This is a genomic window from Sphingobium psychrophilum (genome assembly GCF_012927105.1).
Lineage (GTDB): Bacteria > Pseudomonadota > Alphaproteobacteria > Sphingomonadales > Sphingomonadaceae > Sphingobium > Sphingobium psychrophilum.
On the sequence record NZ_JABBFV010000024.1, the window covers coordinates 1 to 21,937 of the forward strand.

Here is a 21,937-nt window from a genome sequence, read left to right on the forward strand (position 1 = left end):
CCGGCTCCGCTGCGCGGCCCCCAGTCGCGCAAGGAATAGTCCGTGAGGGTGATCTCCTGTAGGGAGCATTTACGTGAGGCAATGGCTATGCCGCTCGGGAACATCGCTTCATGAGGCAACACGGATGGCAAAATCACCAGCACATTGTCGCTCTACAAGATGAAGAAGAGCAACGTCCTGACCGCCGATCTGCTGACCGGCCTGTCGGTGGCGGTCGGCGCGGCCGAGAGCCAGGGCGTGGAGTTCGACGTCAACGCCAAGCTGCCTGCCGGGTTCGAAATCTTCGCGACCTATGCCTATACCGACGCAGGCTGGGCCGACGACTATGGCTCCGCCGGGGTATTCAAGAACGATCCGTTGATCAACATCCCCAAGCATCAAGCCAATATGCTGTTGTTCAAGAATTTTGCGATCGGCGATCATGAGGCGATGCTGGGCGCGGGCGTGACCCATTTGAGCAAGCGCCTGGGCCAGACGGCGGCGAATTTCTATCTGCCGAGCTACACCATCGCCAAGATATTGGGGTCGTTCAACATCACCGAGCAGATCAAGCTGTCGGCGGACGTGAACAACCTGTTCGACAAGAAATATTATGCCAGTTCCTATTCGGCGCTGTGGGTCCAGCCGGGCACGCCGCGGTCGTTCACGGTGCGGGCGAGCTTCAACTTCTGATCGACTGACTTCGGGGCCGCGAGGCTCCGATCGGCCGCCGACGTTCCCCCCTCCAAGCCCTGGGGACGTCGGCGGCCTTTTTCCTGTAAGGTCGCGCGATATGAGTTTGCTCTACACATCCGATCCCGTCCGTGGCGGCGTATGGCGTGCGATTTTCGCCGAAGAAGCACCCGACATCGCTTTTGTCGATCCGTCGCAGCCGCATGATCCCGCGGCGATCCGCTATCTCGCCGCCTGGGCACCGTCGGCCGCGTTGATCGCCAGCCTGCCCAATCTGGACATCCTCTTTTCGATCGGTGCGGGGATCGACCAGTTCGACATGGACGCGCTACCGCCCCATATCCGGGTGGTCCGCATGATCGAGCCGGGGATCGTAGCGGGGATGGTCGAATATGCGACCATGGCGGTGCTGGCGCTGCACCGGAACCTGATCGATTATGGCATCGCGCAGCGCCAAGGCCGCTGGGCACCGATCAAGCTGGTGCCCGCGGGCGAGCGGCGGATCGGCGTGATGGGGCTGGGCAATCTGGGCCAGGCGGTGTTGGGCGCATTGCGGCCGTTCGGCTTTCCGCTGTCGGGATGGAGCAGGTCGGCCCATGCCATCGACCGGGTCGATTGTTATGCGGGCGAAAATGGGCTGCCAGGATTTTTGGCGGGCTGCGACATCCTTATCTGCCTGCTGCCGCTGACCAACGAGACGCGCGGCATTTTGTGCCGGGATACGCTGTCGCAATTGCCGCGCGGGGCGGCGATCATCAATGTCGGGCGGGGCGGGCATCTGGTGGAGCAGGATCTGCTGTCGTTGCTGGAGGACGGGCATGTTTCGGGCGCGGTGCTGGATGTGGCCGAGCCGGAGCCGCTGCCGGCCGGGCACGCTTTCTGGGCGCATCCGCGCATAATGCTGACGCCCCATGTCGCCAGCATGACCCGCCCGGATGGCGCGGCGCGCGCGCTGATCGCCAATATCCGGCGCTTTGCCGACGGCCAGCCGATGGACGGCGAAGTCGCGCGCGACCGGGGCTATTGACGCGCGACATGCCATGCCGCGCCAGCCCGAAAGGATAGCCGTCAGAGGCGGATAGTCTGCCGGAATTATGGGCGTGATCGATCACGGCAGGCTATGCCGAATGCATGTTGATAAAAGCCTATAATCTGCGCCCGCCTTTAAAAAATGGGCTTCATGTTCCGGTGCAGCCATGTCGTAATGCTGTTGTCACACGGCCCCAGCGGCCACCTGTAGAACCCGCAAAGGACGCTTCGCCGATGCCCAATTTCCGGCCCAAATATATCAGCTTCGATTGCTATGGCACGTTGACCCGTTTCCGCATGACGGAGATGGCGAGCGCCTTCATGGCCAATCGCATCGATGCGGAGAAGCTGCCCGCTTTCTGCAAGGATTGGGGCGCATACCGCTTCGATCAGGTGATGGGACCGTGGGAACCCTATCAGGAGATTATCCGCAATTCGTTGCGCCGGACGTGCGAGAAATGGGGCGTCGCCTATAACGAAGCCGATGCCGATGCCGTTTATGCCGCGGTGCCGACCTGGGGTCCGCATGACGATGTCGCCGGCGGCCTGAGCCAGATCGGCGACAAGATCCCGCTGGTCATCCTGTCCAACGCGATGAACGAGCAGATCCATCATAATGTCGCGATGCTGGGCGCGCCCTTCCACGCGGTCTATACCGCGCAGATGGCGCAGGCGTATAAGCCGCGGATGCAGGCGTTCGAATATATGTTCGATCAACTGGGCGCGAACCCGGAGGATATGATGCACGTATCGTCCAGCTTCCGTTATGACCAGAATACGGCGACCGACCTGCATTTCGGCTGCCGCGTGTTCGTGGGCCGGGGGCATGAGCCGTCCAACCCCTTCTATCGCGATGTTGAAATCCCCCATATCGGTTGCCTGCCGGCGGTCGTGGGTCTTTGATCGAATAATGGCCGCGCCCTCCCCCCTCTCCTACTGGCTCGCCAGCGCGCCCGCCTTCACCGGCGGGGCGGAGGGCGGGGTCGATGGTTCGGCGGACGTCGCCATCATCGGCGGCGGCTTTACCGGGCTGTCCGCCGCGCTGGCGCTCGCCAAGCGCGGGGCGCGTGTCGTGCTGCTGGAGAAGGGGCGCGTCGTCGGCGAGGCTTCGGGTCGCAACGGGGGCCAGTGCAATAATGGCACGGCCCAGGATTATGGCGCGCTGTCGGCCCGGTTCGGGAAGGACATCGCCAAGGCCTATTATCGCGCCCATTGCGATGCCGTCGATACGGTCGAGCGGCTGGCGCGTGAGGAGGGCATCGACTGCGACTTCAATCGCTGCGGCCGGATGAAGCTGGCGGCCAAGCCGGCCCATTATGACAAGCTGGTTCGGGCGCATGATTTGCTGGCCGCCGAAGTGGATCAGAATGTCCGACTGGTGCCGCCCGACCGCATCCGCGACGAAGTGGGGTCGGACGCTTTCCACGGCGGGCTGATCCAGACGACGAGCGCGCAGGTGCATCCCGCGCGGTTTGGCATGGGATTGGCCGAGGCGGCGGCGCGGGCCGGGGCGCTGATTTACGAACAGGCCGACGTCAGCGATTTCCAGCGCGAGCCGCAGGGGTGGCGCGTGACGTCTTCGCGCGGGACGGTGACGGCGAAGCAGCTGCTGGTCGCCACCGGCGGCGCGCCTGCCGTCGGGCCGTTTGGTTTCTTCCGTCGGCGAATCGTGTCGGTCGGCAGTTTCATCATCGCGACGCAGCCGCTGGACGATGCGCTGATCGACCGATTGCTGCCAGGGCGGCGCAATTATGTGACCAGCAAGAATATCGGCAATTATTTCCGCCTGACCCCCGACAACCGCCTGATCTTCGGCGGGCGGGCGCGCTTTGCGATCAGCGATCCGCGGTCGGATGCGAAAAGCGGGCTGATCCTGGAGGCCGCCATGGCCGAGATGTTCCCGGCGTTGAAGGGCGTGGGCATCGATCATGTGTGGGGCGGGATGGTGGACCTGACCGCCGATCGGCTGCCGCGCGCGGGGGAGACGGACGGGCTGTATTATTCGATGGGCTATAGCGGCCATGGCGTGCAGATGGCGACTTATATGGGACAACAGATGGCCCGCGTGATCAGCGGCGAGCCGGGCGCGAACCCGTGGGCCGGGCTGGATTGGCCGAGCGTGCCGGGCCATTTCGGCAAGCCGTGGTTCCTGCCGCTGGTTGGCCTGTGGTATAAATGGCAGGATGTGATCCATTGATGGATGCCATGTCGCCCTTTTCCCGCCGGGATTTGATCGGCGCGGGGCTTGGCATTGGCGCCGGGCTGCTGCTGCCCGACGGCGCGCTGGCCGCCGCCAAGCCGCGCCGGGGTGGACGCATTCGCGTCGCCAGCCTGTCCAGTTCTACGGCCGATACGCTGGACCCGGCCAAGGGCGCGCTGTCGACCGACTATGTGCGCCATTATATGTTCTATAACGGGCTGACCGTGCTGGACCGGCAGTTGATCGCGCGGCCGGCACTGGCCGAGCGGATGGACAGCACGGACCAGATCGCCTGGCATGTGCGGTTGCGCAAGGGCGTAACATTCCATGACGGCGCGGACCTGACCGCCGCCGATGTCGTGTGGTCGCTGCTGCGGCACAAGGATGCGGCGACGGGCTCCAAAATGGCGCAGATCGCCGAGCAGTTCGCGCAGGTCAAGGCGACCGGGCGGCATGACCTCACCATCCGCCTGACCGGACCCAATGCGGATTTGCCGACCATATTGGCGCAGTCCCATTTCCTGATCCTGCGGGCCGGGACGCGCGATTTTCGGACGGCCAACGGAACCGGCCCCTATCTGTGTGCGCAATTTCGGCCCGGCGTGCGGACGCTGGCGCGGCGCAACCCCAATTATTGGAAGCCGGGCAAGCCCTATCTGGACGAGATCGAGCTAATCGGGATTCCCGATGAGGTCAGCCGGGTCAATGCACTGCTGTCGGGCGACGTCCATCTGGTGATCGCGGTCAATCCGCGATCGACCAAGCGGATCATGGCGTCGCGCGCCCATGCGCTGCTGGAAACCCAGTCGGGCCTCTACACCAACCTCATCATGCAGCAGCGGCAGTTGCCGACCGGCAACCCGCATTTCGTCGCGGCGATGCAATATCTGATCGACCGGCCGCTGATCAAGCGGGCGCTGTATCGCGGCTATGCGACGATCGCCAACGACCAGCCGATTCCGCCCTTCCACCCCTATTATCGCGCCGACCTGCCGCAGCGGTCGCTCGATCTGGACAAGGCGAAATGGCATTTGCAACGCGCAGGCCTGACGGGCGTGCGCCTGCCGGTCTATGCGTCGCCCGCCGCCGACGGATCGGTCGACATGGCGTCGATCTTGCAGGAATATGGGTCGCGCGCGGGGTTGAAGCTGGCGGTCAACCGGGTGCCGGGCGATGGATACTGGTCGACCCACTGGATGAAGCATCCGCTGGGCTTCGGCAACACGAACCCGCGCCCGACCGCCGACCTGCTGTTCAGCCTCTTCTACAAGTCCGACGCGGCGTGGAACGAGAGCGGATGGAAGAACCCGCGCTTCGACAGGCTGTTGCTGGAGGCGCGGGGCGAAGCCGATCAGGCGCGGCGCAAGCAGCTTTATGGCGAGATGCAGGGGTTGGTCCATGACCATTGCGGGGTCGGCATCCCGGTGTTCATAAGCCTGATCGACGGCTATGACCGGCGATTGAAGGGGCTGTATCCTGTCTCGCTGGGCGGCCTGATGGGCTATCAATTCGCCGAACATGTGTGGTGGGAAGGCTGATGGCGGGCGCATCCTCCCAAAGCGGCATGAAGGCCGCGCTGACGCTGACGACCCAGCGCTTTGCATCGTCGCTGCTGACGCTGCTGCTGGTGTCGGTGACGATCTTCGTCATCGCGCAGCTGCTGCCCGGCGACGCCGCGCAGGAAGCGCTGGGTCAGAGTGCGACGGCGGAACAGATTGCGGCTTTGCGGCATGAGATGGGTTTGGATCGGCCCGCTTATGTCCGTTACGCCGACTGGCTGGGCGGCATGGTCAGCGGCAATCCGGGGCAGTCGATGGTCGCCAACATGCCGGTGGCGGAGGTGATTGCCGAGCGCCTGCCCAACAGCCTGCTGCTGGCCGCGCTGACCGCGCTGGTGGCGGTGCCGGTGGCGCTGGCGATCGGCATTGGCTCTGCGATGAACCGCGGCGGGCGGATTGACCGGGCGCTCAATATCGCCACCCTGTCGATGGTGGCGGTGCCGGAATTTCTGGTCGCGACGATCGCGGTGCTGATCTTTTCGGTGAAGTTGCGCTGGTTGCCGTCGATCGCTCTGGTGTCCGACGACATGACATGGGGCGAGTATCTGCCCGGCGTCGCGATGCCGATCCTGACGCTGAGCGTCGTCGTCATCGCGCAGATGGCACGGATGACGCGGGCCGCGGTGATCGACCAGATGGACCGGCCCTATGTCGAGATGGCAGTGCTGAAGGGCGTCGCGCCGGTGCAGGTGGTGCTGAAACATATCATGCCCAATGCGATCGCGCCGATCGTCAACGCGATGGCATTGAGCCTGTCCTACCTGCTGGGCGGGGCGGTGATCGTAGAGACGATCTTCAACTATCCGGGGCTTGCGAGTTTGATGGTCAATGCCGTCACCAGCCGCGACATGCCGTTGTTGCAGGCCTGCGCCATGATCTTCTGCGCGGCCTATCTCCTCCTGATGCTGATTGCGGATGTCACTGCGATATTGGCCAATCCCAGGCTGCGGGCGCAATGATGGGTGCTGCTTTCAAGCGGGCAAAAGCCCTGCCTATGTCGGGCAAGGTCGGGTTGGTGCTGGTCATCTTCTGGTTGGCTGTCGCGCTGTTCGGGCCGATGCTGGCGCCTTATCCGGTCGGTGCCTTCGTCGCCTATGACGTGTTCGACGGCCAATCTGCGGCGCATTGGCTGGGCAGCGACTATCTGGGCCGCGATGTGTTGAGCCGGTTGCTGTCAGGCGCGCGCTACACGGTGGGGCTGGCCGCCGCCGCCGCGCTGCTGGCGAGCGCGACCGGCACCGCGCTGGCGCTGACGGCGGCCGTAGGTGGCGCAAAGGTGGATGAGCCGCTGTCGCGCTTCATGGACATGCTGATTTCCATTCCATCCAAGATATTTTCGTTGGTGCTGGTCGCCGCGTTTGGATCGTCGCTTCCGCTGTTGCTGCTGATCGCCGCGATTACCTATGTGCCGGGCAATTACCGGATCGCCCGTGCGCTGGCAGTCAATCTGGCGCAGATGGATTATGTGCAGGTGGCGCGGGCGCGGGGCGAAGGGCGGTTCCATATCGCGATCACCGAAATATTGCCCAATATGATCCACCCGCTGCTGGCCGATTTTGGCTTACGCTTCGTGTTCATCGTGCTGCTGCTGTCGGGCCTGTCTTTCCTGGGGCTGGGCGTGCAGCCGCCGGACGCCGATCTGGGGTCGCTGGTGCGCGAGAATATTTCGGGGCTAGGCGAAGGGGCGTTGGCGATTTTGGCACCGGCGGTGGCGATCGCGACTTTGACGGTGGGCGTGAACCTGCTGATCGACGCGCTGCCGGGACGGGGGAAAGGCCGATGAGCGATAGACCGCATGTAGAGGTGCAGGGCCTGGTCGTGACCGCGCGCAATCCAGCGGGCGAGACATTTCCGATCGTCAGCGGCATCGATTTCGCGCTGAAGCGCGGCGAGGTGCTGGCGCTGATCGGGGAAAGCGGGTCGGGCAAGACGACGATCGCGCTGACGCTGCTGGGCCATGCGCGGCCGGGGGCGACGATTGCGGGCGGGTCGATCCGCGTGGGTGACGCTGAACTGACCAAGCTGGATCGCGGCGCGCTGGCGCAGCTGCGCGGCAACCGTATCGCCTATATCGCGCAGAGCGCCGCGTCGGCCTTCAACCCGTCTCGCACGATCATGGACCAAGTGGTCGAGCCGGCGATGATCCATCGCCTGATGTCGCGCGCCGCCGCCGAGAGGAAGGCGGTGGACCTGTTCCGGGCGCTCGCCCTGCCCTTCCCCGACACGATCGGCGCGCGTTATCCGCATCAATTGTCGGGCGGGCAGTTGCAGCGGCTGATGGCGGCGATGGCGTTGATCACCGACCCCGAACTGGTGATATTGGACGAGCCGACCACAGCGCTGGACGTGACGACGCAGATCGAGGTGCTGCGCGCGTTCAAGGCGGTGGTGCTTGAGCGCGGGGCGACCGCCATCTATGTGTCGCACGACCTGGCCGTGGTGGCGCAGATGGCTGACCAGATCGTCGTGCTCAATCACGGGCGCATCCGCGAGGCCGGGGCGGCGGCGCAAATACTCCACGCGCCGGCCGATGATTATACCCGCACGCTGATGGCCGCGGCGCGCCCGGCGATCCGGCCGATCCCGGCCAAAGCGGACCTGCCCGCCGCCGCGCCGCTGCTGGAAATCCGCAATGTGACGGCCGGCTATGGCAAGATCGGCAAGGATGGATTGCCGCGCGTGCCGGTGCTGCGCGACATCAACCTGACGATCGAGCGTGGCGGTACGCTGGGCGTGATCGGGGAAAGCGGGTCGGGCAAATCGACCATCGCGCGGGTCATCGCCGGGCTGTTGCCGCCTGCGAGCGGGCAGGTGCTGCTGGACGGCGAGCCATTGCCGCCGGGGCTGGACGGGCGCAGTCGCGAGCAGTTTCGCCGTATTCAACTGGTGTTCCAGAATGCCGATACGGCGCTCAATCCCGCACACAGCGTGGGGCAGATATTGGCGCGGCCGTTGGCCTTCTATGCCGGGTTGAAGGGCAATGCCGCGCATCTGCGGGTGCTGGAACTGCTGGACCTCATTCGCCTGCCCGCCAGTTTGATCGACCGCAATATCGGCGGGCTGTCGGGCGGGCAGAAGCAGCGCGTCAACCTGGCCCGCGCGCTGGCGGCCGACCCGCAGATCATCCTGTGCGACGAGGTGACATCGGCGCTCGATACCGTGGTGGGTGCGGCCATATTGGAGCTGATGGCGGAATTACGCCGGGAGCTAGGCATCGCGACGATGTTCATCAGCCATGATATTTCGACGGTGCGGGCGATTTGCGACGATATCCTGGTCCTCTATTCGGGGACGATGGTGGAGACCGGGCCGCGTTCGGCCTTCGCCACCGCCCCTTTCCACCCCTATACCGACCTGCTGATCGGATCGGTGCCGGAAATGCGCGCGGGGTGGCTGGAGGAAAGCCATGCCGGCGCTGCGCCACCGCCGATCGGTGCGGCCGGCGACCATCCCGATCTTTGCCGCTTCCTGCCGCGCTGCGCCGCGCGGGTGGACGGCCTGTGCAACATCACCCCGCCGCCCCGCCATGGGCTGGATAAGGGATCGGCGGGGGCCAGCCGCATATTGTGCCATCATGGAGATGAAAGTTTGATCCCGTTATGAGCCGGTTCGTTCGACTGGGCGAAACTGATCGCCCGCCCATCACCCTGCATGTCGATGGCGCGCCCGTCGCGGCGCTGGAGGGCGATACGTTGATGGTCGCGCTGCTGAGCGCGGGCGGCACGCTGCGCCAAAGCGAGTTCGGGCCGGAGCAGCGGGCCGGATTCTGCCTGATGGGCGCGTGCCAGGATTGCTGGGTATGGACCGAGAGTGGCGACCGCCTGCGCGCCTGTTCCACCCTGGCCGCGTCGGGCCAGCGCATCGTCACCAGCCAGCCGGGGGCGTCATGGCCGAACCACGTATAATTATCGTCGGCGCAGGCCCGTCGGGGACACGCGCGGCGCAGGCCTGCGTCGCGGCGGGGCTGCGGCCGATCGTGATCGACGAGGCACGGCGCGACGGCGGGCAGATTTATCGCCGCCAGCCGGACAATTTCACCCGTCCCTATGCCAAACTCTATGGCACCGAGGCCGGACGGGCGCAGGTGCTGCACGAGACGTTCGACGGGCTGAAGGGCGCGATCGATTATCGGCCCGAAACATTGGTATGGAATATCGCGGGCGGCCATGTGTGGACAGCGAGCGGGACAGTTCAGAAGGCTATGCCGTTCGACGCGCTGCTGCTCTGCACGGGCGCGACCGATCGGTTGATGCCGGTCAAGGGATGGCAGTTTGCGGGCGCATACAGTCTGGGCGGGGCGCAGGTGGCGCTCAAGAGCCAGGCGGTGTCGATCGGGCACAAAGTCGTGTTGATGGGATCGGGGCCTTTGCTCTATCTAGTCGCGAGCCAATATGTGGAGGCCGGTGCGGATGTGGCGGCGGTGCTGGATACGTCGCCGTTCAGCGCGCGGGTCAAGGCGCTGCCCGACCTGCTGGCGATGCCGTCGGTGCTGTGGAACGGCGTGGCGCTGACGCGAGCGTTGAAGCGCGCGGGCGTGGCGGTGCATCTGGGCGTGACGCCGGTCGAGATCATGGGCGATGCCGAGAGCGGGGTAAGCGGCATCCGTTTTCGCACCGGTTCGGGCAAGGAAGAGACGGTTCGCTGCGACGCGGTGGCGATAGGCCATCATCTGCGGCCGGAGACGCAACTGGCCGATCTGGCGCGCTGCGCCTTCACCTTCGATGCCGGGACGCGGCAATGGTTGCCTGAGCGCGACGGCGACGGGCGGTCGAGCGTGGCGGGCGTCTATCTGGCCGGCGATGGCGCGAAGATATTGGGCGCTCGGTCGGCCGAGGCGAGCGGACGGCTGGCGGCTTTGGCGGCTTTGGCCGATTTGGGGCTGCCGGTGGACAAGGGCGAGATGACGTCGCTGCGCGGGGACGTGGCCAATTATGCAAAGTTCGCGCGGGGGCTGGCCAGGGCTTTCCCCTGGCCGTCGGCCCAGGCCGCGGTCCTACCAGACGACGCCATATTGTGCCGCTGTGAAGGCGTAACGGCGGGCGACCTGCGCGGCGTGATGCGCGAGACGGGCGCGCAGGAAGCGAACCGGGCCAAGGCGTTCAGCCGGGTCGGCATGGGCCGGTGCCAGGGGCGCTATTGCGGGCTGGCCGCGGCCGAGCTGATCGCGGCGGAAAGCGGCGTGCCGATCGAGCAGGTCGGCCGCCTGCGGGGGCAGGCGCCGGTCAAGCCGCTGCCTATCGCGATTGGAGACGAGACATGAGCGGGGCAATGAGCGCGGCCAGCGACGTCATCATCGTGGGCGGCGGGTTGATGGGATCATCCGCCGCGCTGTTCCTGCGCGGCCATGGGATTTCGGTCACTTTGCTGGAAGCCGACTTGATCGGGCGGCAGGCGAGCGGCACCAATTTCGGCAATGTCCGGCGACAGGGGCGCGGGATTCACCAGCTGCCGCTGGCCAATCGCGCCATCGCCATCTGGCGGCGGTCGCGCGAGTTGCTGGGCGCGGATGTCGAATATCTCCAGTCCGGGCATATCCGGGTCTGCTATCGCGAGCGGCCCGAACTGGTCGGGTCGATGGAGGAGTATGCGGCGCAGGCCCGCGCGGAAGGGCTGGACCTGGAATTGTTGAGCGGCAATGCGCTGCGCGACAAATTTCCCTTTTTCGGGCCGGACGTGCTGGCCGGTTCCTATTCGCCGACCGATGGCCATGCCAATCCGCGCCTTGCCGCGCCCGCCTTTGCGCGGGCGGCAGAGCGGCTGGGGGCGATGATCCATGAGAATACGAAGATTGTCGACGCGCAGAAGGTCGGCGAGGATTTCATCGTCACGGCGGCGGACGGGCGGACGTTCCGCGCGCCGACGCTGCTGATTACGGCGGGGGCATGGGGTAATGCGCTGTCGTCGCAGTTCGGCGAGCCGGTGCCGATCGTGCCGCGCGGGCCGAACATGAGCGTCACCGAACCGGTGCCCTATGCGATCCTGCCTGCGGTCGGCGTGATGACGCCGATCGAGGAGGAGACGGTCTATTTCCGCCAGGTCGCGCGCGGCAACATCGTGCTGGGCGGCAGTACGCGCGGCCCGTCCTTCCCCGACCAGTATCGCGCCTATGTCGAGCCGCAGAATACGCTGAGCCAGTTAAAGCAGATACGGCGGCTGGCACCGTCGCTGGGGAAGCTGAATATCATCCGGGTCTGGTCCGGCATCGAAGGCTATATGCCCGACAGCCAGCCGGTAATGGGACCAAGCGCGACGACCAGCGGGCTATACTATGCTTTCGGCTTTTCGGGGTCGGGATTCCAGATCGGGCCGGGCGTGGGCGAGACGATGGCCGAGATCATCGCCAAGGGCGGGACGGATATTCCGATGGGGCCGTACCAGATCGAGCGGTTTGCGGCGGGATAACGGCGTGGATCAACGGCGCGGCGGCCATTGGCGCGCGGCGTGGAGTAGGCGCAGGATGCGGACGTCCGTATCGGTCTGGTCATAGATCAGGATATAGTTGCGGTGGACCACCCATTCGCGCGTGCCCGGTACGCGGCCGGGTCGGCCCATGGCGGGATGCCGGGCAAGATCGGCAGCCATTTGCGAAAAGAGGGTGTCGAGGCTCATCGCGGCGCGCGGGCTGCGGGCTTCAACATAATCGTAAATGGCGTTACGATCCTCGACGGCGTCCGCCGTCCAGTGCAGCGTCATTGCGTCTCGTCTAGCTTCCGCAGGGTGGCGGCGCGACGTGCGGCGAAATGCGCCTCGACATCATTGCCCGCGATCATATGGCCCGCCTGCGCCGATGCCTGCCCGATTTCGACCTGACGGCGAAACCAGGCGTCATGGCTTTCTGCCTGTTCTTCACGCTGAACCACATCGCGCATGAAATCGCGCAGCAACTGTGCGCCGGTGCGATCCCGCGCCTTGGCGGCGCGGGCGAAGCGGCCTTTGAGTTCCTGATCGACGCGAAAGGTGAAGGTTGCCTCATTCACGGCATGGGCGCTCCATGTGTTGTATGTGATGTGCAATGTAACACATGGAGCGCCCATGCCCAATATCAGAATTCAATCAATGCCACCTTGGTCTTGAGGTTCGCCATATAGGCTTCGCGGCCGAGATCCTTGCCGATGCCTGATTGCTTGTAGCCGCCGGTGGGGAGGATGAAGTCGTTGCTGCGGCCGTAGCGGTTGACCCAGATGGTGCCGGCTTCCAGTGCGCGGGTGGCGCGCAGGGCGCGGCCGATGTCGCCGGTGTGGACGCCCGCGGCAAGACCATAGTCGCTGTCGTTCGCCAGCGCATAGGCCTCCTCCTCGTCGGCGAAAGTCTGGACGGTCAGCACCGGGCCGAAGATTTCGCCCTGTACGACTTCGCTCTGTTGATCGACGTTGGTCAGCAGGGTCGGTGCGAAATAGCTGCCCTCCTGCGGCGCGGTCGCCCGACCGCCGCCGGTCAGGATTTGCGCACCCGCCGCGGTCGCGCGGCCGACGATGCCGGCCATGCGGTCGAGTTGGCCTTCGGAGATGATCGGACCGAGCGTGGTATCAGCCGCCCAGGTCGGGCCCGACCGGTGCATATTGAAGGCGGTGACGAGGCGGTCGATCACCTGGTCCGCGACTGTGTCCTGCACCAGCAGGCGCGATCCGGCGACACAGACCTGGCCTGCATTCAAGGTGATGGCGCGGGCGACGAGGGCAGATGCCCTGTCGAGGTCCGCGTCGGCAAAGAGAATCTGCGGGCTTTTGCCGCCCAGTTCCAGCGTCACCGGCTTCGGCCCGGTTTGCGCGCAGGCCGCCATGATCGCAGCGCCGGTACGGGTGGAGCCGGTGAAGGTGACCTTTGCCACTTCCGGGCGACGCACCAACGGATCGCCGACCGAGCGGCCGTCGCCCTGCACGATGTTGAAGATGCCTGCCGGGAGGCCGGCCTTGATCGCCAGTTCGGCCAGGCGCACGATGCTGAAGGGCGTCATTTCCGAGGGTTTGAGGACGATGCTGTTGCCCGCGGCGATGGCGGGCGCGATCTTCCAGGCGGCCATGACCAGCGGCAGGTTCCACGGCGCGATCGCGGCGACGACGCCATAGGGTTCGGTGATGGTGAGGCCGAGCTTGTCGGGCGTGGTGGACGCGACTTCGCCGCCGACCTTGTCCGCCCATTCGGCGAAGAAGCGAATGGTTTCGGCGGTGTAGCTCAAATCCCAGGCGTTGATTTCCTTGAGCATCCGGGTGGACCCCAGGGCTTCTAGCGGGGCGAGTGTCGCGGCGTCAGCCTCGATCAGGTCGGCCCAGCGGCGCATCACCTTCATCCGGCCGCGGGGGTCGGTCTGCGCCCAGCCGCTGCGCTTATAGGCGCGCTGTGCATCGGCGACGGCTTCGACCAGTTGGTCGGCATCGACGCTGTCGAGTTCGGCCTGGATGCGGCCGTCGGATGGCCGCCGCACGATGATCGCGGGTCCGCGCCCGGCGACGCGGCGCCCGCCGATGAAATTATTCGCCTGGGGAAGGCTGATCTGATCGGGGTCGAAACCGGTCACGGCATAATCTCCTTCATACGGACATTCTGATAAAATAGGCGCGCGTCGCGGCATTTGTTGCAGTTGCACGGGAAAATGTGCGCGATAATCTTCCAAAATCAGGGCGAAGGCAGCAGCCAATGCTTAGGGCCGCATCTTAATGTCCGACCACTGATTCCGAATAGAGGCAGGCGGGCGTCCCTTTCCCGCCAAGGAGCAAGACGCATGGCGACAGGCATAGAGGCGATGGTGGACCTGCGGCGGATGACGCTCGAGGATCTGGCCGCCGCCCATACCCTATCGAGCGAACAGAAATGGCCGCATCGCATCGAGGATTGGGAGATGCTGTTCGGGCTGGGCTTTGGCTATGTGGTTGAGCGCGATGGTGCAGTCATAGGGACGGCGATGGCCTGGCTCTATGGCGCGGATGCCGCGACGCTGGGGATGGTGATCGTGTCGCCGCGGGCGCAGGGCATGGGGCTGGGCCGTCGGTTGATGGAGGCGGTGCTGGGCGATCTGGGCGACCGTACCGTGCTACTGAACGCCACCGACGAAGGCGCGCCGCTCTATCGCAAACTGGGGTTCGAAACCATCGGTCCGGTATTCCAGCATCAGGGCGCGGCCTTTGCTGTACCGATGGCGCAGTTGATCCCCGACGAGCGGGTGCGGCCATTGGGCGTGAAGGATATGGGCACATTGCATGATCTGGCGCGCCGCGCGACGGGCATGGATCGCGACGCCTTGCTCGACGCGCTGGTGCCAGGCGCGCAGGGCGTGGTGCTGACCCGTAGTAATGAGCCGGTTGGTTTTGCGTTGTTCCGCCGGTTCGGAAGGGGCTATGTCGTCGGCCCGACGATCGCGCCGGATACGGGCGGGGCGAAGGCGCTGATTTCGCACTGGCTGGGGTCCAATAGCGGCATGTTCTGCCGACTGGACATACCCGAAGAAAGCGGACTTGGCGGCTGGCTCGATGAGCTTGGCCTGCCCTGCGTCGGGCGGGTGGTGCGCATGGTGCGCGGGCCGCAGCCGGTGATCGATCCTTCGATCACGACCTTTTCTCTTACCACGCAGGCGCTCGGATGACCCTTACCCTCAACAACCCCGCCCTTTTCATCCAACAGGCCTTCATCGGCGGCGACTGGGTTGGCGCGGTGTCCGGGGCGACCCTGCCGGTCGATAATCCCGCCACTGGCGCGATCATCGGCACCGTGCCCGATTGTGGCGAGGGCGATACGCTGGCGGCCATCGCGGCGGCCGAGGCGGCGTTCCCCGCGTGGAAGGCGCGGACGGCGGCCGATCGCGCTGCGGTGCTGGAGCGCTGGCACGCGCTGGTGCTGGACAATGTCGCCGATCTGGGCCGGATCATGACTGCCGAGCAGGGCAAGCCGATCGCTGAGGCCGAGGGCGAAATTCGCTATGCCGCCAGCTTCATCAAATGGTTCGCGGAAGAGGGGCGCCGCGTCGATGGCGGGATCGTTCCCGCACCGGAGGCCAATCGCCGCATATTGGTGATGAAGGAGCCGGTGGGGGTTTCGGCGGCGATCACGCCATGGAATTTTCCCGCCGCGATGATCACCCGTAAATGTGCGCCGGCTTTGGCGGCGGGCTGCCCGGTGGTGGTGAAGCCTTCGGAGCTGACGCCCTTCACCGCTCTGGCGCTGGCGAAGCTGGCGCAGGAAGCGGGTTTCCCGGCGGGCGTGTTCAATATCGTCACCGGGATGCCGAGCGCGATCGGCGGGGCGCTGACCGCCAGTCCGGTGGTGCGGAAGCTTTCCTTCACCGGATCGACGCGGGTGGGCGCGCTGCTGATGCGGCAATGCGCCGACACGATCAAGCGGGTGAGCTTCGAACTGGGCGGCAATGCGCCGTTGATCGTGTTCGACGACGCCGATGTCGACATTGCCGTAGCGAGCGCGATGGTCAGCAAGTTCCGCAACGCGGGCCAGACCTGCGTGTGCGCCAATCGCATATTGGTGCAGGACAGCGTCTATGACCAGTTCGCCGAGAAGCTGGCCAGGGCGGTGTCCGCGCTGAAGGTCGCGCCGGGCGACATGCCGGGCAGCACGATCGGGCCGCTGATCAACGTCGCTGCTGCACAGAAGGTGCAGGCGCATGTCGAAGATGCGCTGGCGCATGGCGCGACTTTGTTCGCGCAGGCGCCGGAGGGGGCGACGGGCGATCGGTTTGCGACGCCGGTGATCCTGACCGGGGCCACGCGGGACATGCGATTGGCGCAGGAAGAGACGTTCGGCCCGGTCGCGCCGCTGTTCCGCTTCACCCATGAAGAGGAAGGCATCGAACTGGCGAACGCCACCAGCTTTGGCCTGGCCGCCTATTTCTATACCGAAAATCTGCACCGCGCCTTTCGCGTGGCGGAGCGGCTGGAGGCGGGGATGGTCGCGCTGAACAGCGGAGCGATCGCCATGGAGGTCGCGCCGTTCGGTGGGGTCAAGATGTCGGGCCTGGGCCGCGAGGGCGCCCATGCGGGGATCGAGGAATATCTGGAAACCAAGGCGTTCCATATTGCGGGGCTGAAACTGTAACTGCCCCTTTTCATCCGTTCGCGCTGAGCCTGTCGAAGCGCTTTTCTCGCAAGAAGTAGAGGGCTTCGACAGGCTCAGCCCGAACGGGAGATTTATGGTGCGTAATTACAATATTTCCGTCATTCCCGGCGACGGGATCGGCAAGGAGGTCATGCCCGAAGGCATTCGCGTGCTGGAGCGCGCGGCGAGCCTTTATGGGTTCAGCATTACGCAGACATGGCAGGATTTCGCCTGCTGCGATTACTACGCCAAACATGGCCAGATGATGCCGGACGACTGGAAGGACCGGATCGGCAAGCCCGATGCGATCTTCTTCGGCGCGGTGGGTTGGCCAGATACGGTGCCGGACCATGTGTCGCTGTGGGGGTCGCTGCTCCAGTTCCGGCGCGAATATGACCAATATGTCAATTTGCGCCCGGTGCGGCTGATGCCCGGTGTCCCCTGCCCGCTGGTCGGGCGCGAGCCGGGCGATATTGATTTCTGGGTGGTGCGCGAGAATACGGAAGGGGAATATAGTTCGGTCGGCGGCAAGATGTTCCCCGGCACCGATCGCGAAATCGTGATTCAAGAGACGGTGATGACGCGGCATGGCACCGACCGGGTGTTGCGCTACGCCTTCGAACTGGCGGCGACGCGAGAGCGCAAGCATGTCACGTCGGCGACCAAGTCCAACGGCATCGCCATCACCATGCCGTGGTGGGACGAGCGGGTGGTGGAGATGGGGAAGAATTACCCGGCCGTCACGCATGACAAATATCATATCGACATTTTGACGGCGCAGTTCGTGCTGAACCCCGACCGGTTCGACGTGGTGGTCGCATCCAACCTGTTCGGCGACATCTTGTCCGACCTTGGCCCGGCCTGCACCGGCACGATCGGGGTTGCGCCGTCGGGCAATATCAACCCGGATGGGACGCACCCGTCGCTGTTCGAGCCGGTTCACGGCTCGGCCCCCGATATCGCCGGAAAGGGCATCGCCAATCCCGTCGGCCAGATCTGGTCGGCGGCAATGATGCTGGAGCATCTGGGCGAGGCGGACGCCGCCGCCGCGATCATGCGCGCGGTGGAGACGGTGCTGGCGGAACCGGGCCTGCGCACCGGCGACCTGAAGGGCAAGGCGAATACCGAACAATGCGGCAAGGCGATCGCCGACGCGCTGGCCTGAACCTGCATAGATGAACGAAAGCCGCGTGTTCCCGCGAAGGCGGGAACCCAGTTCAAACGGCAGGACTGGGTTCCCGCCTTCGCGGGAACACCCTTGCTTAAAAAAATCGGACATCCCGCGGGATAGCGGCAGAATATGCTGCCCCGGTTCGCAATTAAAGTCGGCGACAGTGCCTATTCACCCCATATCGGGCTTTCGCCCCGCGGCATAAGGATAGGCTGAACCCCAGAACCACAATGGCGAGCACCTCGACGATGCATCAATCCAACCGATCCCTGCTGGACATCGACCGCGACCATCTGATCCACCCGGTCACCTCCTTCCGCGGGCATGAGGCGCATGGCGCGCTGCTTCTGGAAAGTGGCAAGGGCATGTGGTTGAAGGATAGGGAAGGCAAGGAACTGCTCGACGCCTTTGCCGGCCTGTGGTGCGTCAATGTCGGCTATGGCCACGACAGCATTGCCGAGGTGGCGGCCGAGCAGATGCGCCGGTTGCCCTACGCGACCGGATATTTCCATTTCGGCAGCGAACCGGCCGTACGGCTGGCGCAGCGGCTCGTGGACCTTAGCCCCGAAGGCCTCGACCATGTCTATTTCACGCTGGGCGGGTCGGACGCGGTGGATAGCGCGATCCGCTATATAACCCATTATTACAACGCGATCGGCAAGCCGGAAAAGAAGCAGTTCATTGCATTGGAGCGCGGCTATCACGGGTCGAGCAGCACGGGCGCGGGGCTGACGGCGCTGGCAAATTTCCACCGCGGGTTCGACCTGCCGCTGCGCTGGCAACATCATATCGCGTCGCCCTATCCCTATCGCAGCGATCTGGAAGGGGACGATGCCGCGATCATCGCGCGGTCGGTGCAGGATTTGAAGGACAAGGTGGCGACGCTGGGCGCGGACACTGTCGCCGCCTTCTTCTGCGAGCCGATCCAGGGATCGGGCGGCGTGATCGTGCCGCCGGTGGGCTGGCTGAAGGCGATGCGCGAGACGTGCACGCAGCTCGATATCCTGTTCGTCACCGATGAGGTCATCACCGGCTTTGGCCGCACTGGTCCCATGTTCGCCTGCGAAGCGGAGGGGGTGACGCCGGACCTGATGACGTTGGCCAAGGGGCTGACCGCCGGCTATGTGCCGATGGGCGCGCTGTTGATGTCGGACAAGGTGTATCAGGGGATCGCCAACGGCGCGGCACCCGATGTCGCGATCGGCCATGGCGCGACTTATTCTGGGCATCCCGTCAGTGCGGCGGTGGGGCTGGAGGTGCTGCGCCTCTATACCGATGGCGGGATATTGGCGAACGGGCAGAGGGTCGCCGCGCGCTTCGACGCGGGGCTGGCGGGGTTGGTCGATCATCCGATGGTGGGCGACACGCGCGGCCGCGGCCTGCTGGGCGCGATCGAGCTGGTTGCGGACAAGGGCAGCAAGGCGCGGTTCGATCCCGGCCTGAAACTGGCCGACCGGTTGTTCGCCAAAGCCTATGACAATGGCGTCATTTTCCGCGCCTTTGCCGATAATATCATCGGCCTGGCACCTGCGCTCTGCGCGTCGGACGGGGAGATGGACGAGATATTCGCCCGCATCGCCAAGACGCTGGACGACATGCTCGAAGAAGCGGATATTCGCGCGGCGCTGGGATAAGAAACGGGGAGCAAGGCATATGTTGGGCGGACCCAGACTGGACAGGATCGACCTGAAAATCCTGACGCAGCTTCAGCAGTCGGGCCGGATCACCAATGTCGAGCTGGCCGATGCGGTCGGCCTGTCCCCCAGCCCGTGCCTGACCCGCGTGAAGCGGCTGGAGAAAGCGGGCTATATCACCGGCTATGGCGCGCATATCAACCTGCACAAGCTGGGTGAATATCTGACCGTCTTTACCGAGGTGACGCTGACCGAGCACCGGGCGGGCGATTTTTCCCGGTTCGAAACGCGCATCCGCAAGCTGGACGAAATCGTCGAATGTCATCTGGTCAGCGGCGGATATGATTACCTGCTGAAGTTCGTGACGCGCGGCGTGGGCCATTATCAGTCGATCATCGAGGGGATGCTGGAAAGCGATTACGGCATCGAGAAATATTTCAGCTATGTCGTGATCAAGTCGCCCTTCATCAAACATCATTATCCGATCCAGCATCTGTTCGGGGAACAGAGATAGGATCGTAGCGGAGCCTTCGAGTAGCGTTCCCCGGCGAAGGCCGGGGTCCAGTTCGGCCGTTTGATCTGGACCCCGGCCTTCGCCGGGGAACGGAATGGGATATAGGAACTCATTTTTTGCCATGACCGACATATCCGACCTGATCGAACCGCTTGTCGCGTTCCGGCGCGACATTCATGCGCATCCTGAGCTGGGTTTCTGCGAGCATCGCACGGCTGGCCGCATTGCCGAGCAACTGCGCGCGCTGGGGCTGGAGGTGCATGAGGGGATCGGACGGACCGGGGTGGTCGGCGTGTTGCGCAACGGGGCGTCGGGGCGCAGCATCGGGCTGCGGGCGGACATGGACGCGCTGCCGATACAGGAACAGACCAACCTGCCCTATGCCAGTATGACGCCCGGCAGTTTCCATGGTTGCGGCCATGACGGGCATGTAGCGATGCTGCTGGGCGCGGCGCACCATTTGAGCCGCAGCCGGAATTTCGATGGGACGGTGAATTTCTTCTTCCAGCCCGCCGAGGAAGGCCAGGGCGGCGCGCGCGAGATGGTCAATGAGGGATTGTTCGAGCGTTTTCCGTGTGACCGGGTGTTCGGGCTGCATAATTGGCCCGACCTGCCCGCCGGCACGATCGCGACGCGGCCCGGCCCGATCATGGGCGCGGCGGACAAGTTCGAAATCCGGCTGGAGGGGCGCGGCGGCCATGCCGCGATCCCGCAGGATACGCCCGACGCGATTTTTGCTGCAGCAGCATTGGTGCAGCAATTGAACGCCATCGTGTCGCGCCGGATCGCGCCGACGGCGTCTGCCGTGCTCTCCATCACGCAGATCCATGGCGGGCATACGCATAATGTGATCCCCGAACTGGTGACGGTTTCAGGCACGGTGCGGACGTTCAATCCGAAGGTGCAGGACCGTATCGAGGCGTCCATTCGCGAGATCGTGGCGGGTGTCGCGTTGGCGAACGCATTGACCGCGACGGTCGATTATCAGCGCTATTATCCTGCGACGATCAACGACGCGGAAGCGGCGCAGGAGGCTTTGGACGCGGCGGCGAGTGTGGGTATCGCGCAACTGGCACCCGACCCGGCCTTCACGTCGGAGGATTTCGCCTTCATGCTCCAGGCGTGCAAGGGTGCCTATATCTGGCTGGGGCAGGCCAAGGCGGAGGGGTCGATGCCGCTGCACAATCCGCATTATGATTTCAACGACGATGTGCTGGGGCTGGGCATCAGGCTGCATGTCGCGCTGGCGGAGCGGCATTTGGGGCTGGGTGGCTGAGCTACTGCGTGTTCCCGCCTGCGCGGGAACACGCAGCGCTTTGAAGAAGGGCTTGCTAAAGGCTAAAGCCGAAGCCGATGACCGCCATGGTCGATTGTCGCGTGTCGCCAGACGCGCGGGCGAGGCGGCAGGTGGGGCCGAGCAGTCGTTCATGGACGATCGCGGTGTAGAGGTTGAGTTTGGGCGTCAGGCGATAGCGCAGGCGCAGCGTCCCTTCCCCTTCTGTAAAGCCTGATCGCGTCGCCTCCGCCACGCTCGATTGCGCCGACCAGCCGACCGCGACGCGCGGTTCCAGATAGAGCCGCGGCGTGATCGGCAGTTGATAGACGATCTGGCCCTCCCCGGTCAGATTGCCCTCGTCAGAGAGAAACACATAGGTTTCCCAGCCCAGCCGCGTGCCGACATTGCCCTGGACGCCGACGATCGCGTGGGTGTCGCGCCGGTGCGGCGTGACATCCTTGCGCACGCCGACCAGCAGCGTCGCATTGCCGACGGTGCGGCCATAGAAGAGGCGGGCCTGCACCTCGTCAATCTGGTTGCCGAGCGCGCCGCCGCCCTGGGTCACCAGCATGATCTGGTCGGTGGCGTCGCCCAGCGAAAATGTGCCGTCCCACAGGAAGACGTCGCTGCCCCGGCCCCCGCGGAGTTCGATCAGGTCGAAGCCGCCGCTGAGCGTCCAGGCGTTCGTATCCTGCGCGGCGGCGGGCGCTGCAATGAGTAGCGCGCATAAGTAGAGGAAGCCCAGACAGGCGGAACGCGGCATCTACCCTGATCCGTTCTTTTCGGTATCGATCAGGAGCCTAGGCAAGCGGCGCAACGCTATAGCGCGAAGCGCGCGCACGGAC

Annotated in this window: 21 protein-coding genes; 17 read left to right on the forward strand and 4 right to left on the reverse strand. The window is 64.8% G+C overall.

The genetic code is table 11. The annotated features are described in order from the left end of the window. Window positions 1-132 precede the first annotated feature (132 nt). The 11 genes from HHL08_RS21450 (at window position 133) to HHL08_RS21500 (ending at window position 11,862) form a co-directional block, all read left to right on the forward strand. Window positions 133-672 (forward strand): TonB-dependent receptor domain-containing protein, encoded by a 540-nt coding sequence (locus tag HHL08_RS21450; RefSeq protein ID WP_328804729.1) that lies wholly within the window; start codon window positions 133-135, stop codon window positions 670-672. A gap of 100 nt (window positions 673-772) precedes the next feature. Beyond that, window positions 773-1,699: a 2-hydroxyacid dehydrogenase gene (locus HHL08_RS21455; RefSeq protein WP_169575002.1), complete on the forward strand. Its 927-nt coding sequence runs from the start codon at window positions 773-775 to the stop codon at window positions 1,697-1,699. A gap of 236 nt (window positions 1,700-1,935) precedes the next feature. After that, window positions 1,936-2,604, forward strand: coding sequence for a haloacid dehalogenase type II (locus tag HHL08_RS21460; RefSeq protein ID WP_169575003.1), 669 nt, complete (start codon window positions 1,936-1,938; stop codon window positions 2,602-2,604). Window positions 2,605-2,611: 7 nt separating this feature from the next. Beyond that, complete coding sequence (locus HHL08_RS21465; RefSeq protein WP_169575004.1) at window positions 2,612-3,898, forward strand: NAD(P)/FAD-dependent oxidoreductase; 1,287 nt, start codon at window positions 2,612-2,614, stop codon at window positions 3,896-3,898. Beyond that, on the forward strand, window positions 3,898-5,439 hold the full coding sequence (locus HHL08_RS21470; protein WP_235955213.1) for an ABC transporter substrate-binding protein: 1,542 nt from the start codon (window positions 3,898-3,900) through the stop codon (window positions 5,437-5,439). The genes HHL08_RS21465 and HHL08_RS21470 overlap by 1 nt, the downstream gene beginning before the upstream one ends. Then, window positions 5,439-6,419: an ABC transporter permease gene (locus HHL08_RS21475; RefSeq protein WP_206378033.1), complete on the forward strand. Its 981-nt coding sequence runs from the start codon at window positions 5,439-5,441 to the stop codon at window positions 6,417-6,419. Before HHL08_RS21470 ends, HHL08_RS21475 begins: the two co-directional genes overlap by 1 nt. After that, window positions 6,416-7,243 (forward strand): ABC transporter permease, encoded by an 828-nt coding sequence (locus HHL08_RS21480; protein ID WP_169575006.1) that lies wholly within the window; start codon window positions 6,416-6,418, stop codon window positions 7,241-7,243. Before HHL08_RS21475 ends, HHL08_RS21480 begins: the two co-directional genes overlap by 4 nt. Then, window positions 7,240-9,063 carry an ABC transporter ATP-binding protein gene (locus HHL08_RS21485; protein ID WP_169575007.1) on the forward strand — a complete coding sequence of 608 codons (1,824 nt, stop codon included), beginning with the start codon at window positions 7,240-7,242 and terminating at the stop codon, window positions 9,061-9,063. Before HHL08_RS21480 ends, HHL08_RS21485 begins: the two co-directional genes overlap by 4 nt. Then, window positions 9,060-9,365: a (2Fe-2S)-binding protein gene (locus HHL08_RS21490; RefSeq protein ID WP_169575008.1), complete on the forward strand. Its 306-nt coding sequence runs from the start codon at window positions 9,060-9,062 to the stop codon at window positions 9,363-9,365. The genes HHL08_RS21485 and HHL08_RS21490 overlap by 4 nt, the downstream gene beginning before the upstream one ends. Beyond that, on the forward strand, window positions 9,347-10,720 hold the full coding sequence (locus tag HHL08_RS21495; RefSeq protein ID WP_169575009.1) for an FAD/NAD(P)-dependent oxidoreductase: 1,374 nt from the start codon (window positions 9,347-9,349) through the stop codon (window positions 10,718-10,720). The genes HHL08_RS21490 and HHL08_RS21495 overlap by 19 nt, the downstream gene beginning before the upstream one ends. Then, window positions 10,717-11,862, forward strand: a complete 1,146-nt coding sequence (locus HHL08_RS21500) for an NAD(P)/FAD-dependent oxidoreductase (protein WP_235955214.1) — start codon at window positions 10,717-10,719, stop codon at window positions 11,860-11,862. Before HHL08_RS21495 ends, HHL08_RS21500 begins: the two co-directional genes overlap by 4 nt. A 9-nt stretch (window positions 11,863-11,871) precedes the next feature. On the opposite strand, the gene HHL08_RS21505 is transcribed toward HHL08_RS21500, so the two are convergent. The 3 genes from HHL08_RS21505 to HHL08_RS21515 form a co-directional block, all read right to left on the reverse strand. Next, the gene (locus HHL08_RS21505; RefSeq protein WP_169575010.1) at window positions 11,872-12,153 is read right to left on the reverse strand and encodes a type II toxin-antitoxin system RelE/ParE family toxin; all 282 of its coding nucleotides are present in this window, start codon (window positions 12,151-12,153) and stop codon (window positions 11,872-11,874) included. Continuing rightward, on the reverse strand, window positions 12,150-12,437 hold the full coding sequence (locus tag HHL08_RS21510; RefSeq protein WP_169575011.1) for a CopG family ribbon-helix-helix protein: 288 nt from the start codon (window positions 12,435-12,437) through the stop codon (window positions 12,150-12,152). Before HHL08_RS21510 ends, HHL08_RS21505 begins: the two co-directional genes overlap by 4 nt. 65 nt (window positions 12,438-12,502) lie before the next feature. Further along, window positions 12,503-13,975 (reverse strand): aldehyde dehydrogenase family protein, encoded by a 1,473-nt coding sequence (locus HHL08_RS21515; RefSeq protein WP_328804723.1) that lies wholly within the window; start codon window positions 13,973-13,975, stop codon window positions 12,503-12,505. A gap of 204 nt (window positions 13,976-14,179) precedes the next feature. Between HHL08_RS21515 and HHL08_RS21520 the strand changes: the two genes are divergently transcribed. The 6 genes from HHL08_RS21520 to HHL08_RS21545 all read left to right on the forward strand — a co-directional run bounded on the left by HHL08_RS21520 (window position 14,180) and on the right by HHL08_RS21545 (window position 21,092). Then, window positions 14,180-15,037, forward strand: a complete 858-nt coding sequence (locus tag HHL08_RS21520) for a GNAT family N-acetyltransferase (RefSeq protein ID WP_169575012.1) — start codon at window positions 14,180-14,182, stop codon at window positions 15,035-15,037. Further along, the gene (locus HHL08_RS21525) at window positions 15,034-16,497 is read left to right on the forward strand and encodes an NAD-dependent succinate-semialdehyde dehydrogenase (protein WP_169575013.1); all 1,464 of its coding nucleotides are present in this window, start codon (window positions 15,034-15,036) and stop codon (window positions 16,495-16,497) included. Before HHL08_RS21520 ends, HHL08_RS21525 begins: the two co-directional genes overlap by 4 nt. Window positions 16,498-16,591: 94 nt before the next feature. Further along, complete coding sequence (locus tag HHL08_RS21530) at window positions 16,592-17,662, forward strand: tartrate dehydrogenase (RefSeq protein ID WP_169575014.1); 1,071 nt, start codon at window positions 16,592-16,594, stop codon at window positions 17,660-17,662. A 254-nt stretch (window positions 17,663-17,916) separates the two neighbouring features. Then, window positions 17,917-19,302 carry an aspartate aminotransferase family protein gene (locus HHL08_RS21535; RefSeq protein ID WP_169575015.1) on the forward strand — a complete coding sequence of 462 codons (1,386 nt, stop codon included), beginning with the start codon at window positions 17,917-17,919 and terminating at the stop codon, window positions 19,300-19,302. 19 nt (window positions 19,303-19,321) lie between these two features. Continuing rightward, window positions 19,322-19,816 (forward strand): Lrp/AsnC family transcriptional regulator, encoded by a 495-nt coding sequence (locus tag HHL08_RS21540; protein ID WP_066609125.1) that lies wholly within the window; start codon window positions 19,322-19,324, stop codon window positions 19,814-19,816. Window positions 19,817-19,937: 121 nt separating this feature from the next. Continuing rightward, complete coding sequence (locus HHL08_RS21545; RefSeq protein ID WP_169575016.1) at window positions 19,938-21,092, forward strand: M20 aminoacylase family protein; 1,155 nt, start codon at window positions 19,938-19,940, stop codon at window positions 21,090-21,092. 55 nt (window positions 21,093-21,147) lie between these two features. Here HHL08_RS21545 and HHL08_RS21550 read toward each other — a convergent pair whose 3' ends face one another. After that, entirely contained in the window at window positions 21,148-21,855 is a 708-nt protein-coding gene (locus HHL08_RS21550) for a copper resistance protein B (RefSeq protein WP_169575017.1), read from the reverse strand. Between the last annotated feature and the right edge of the window lie 82 nt (window positions 21,856-21,937).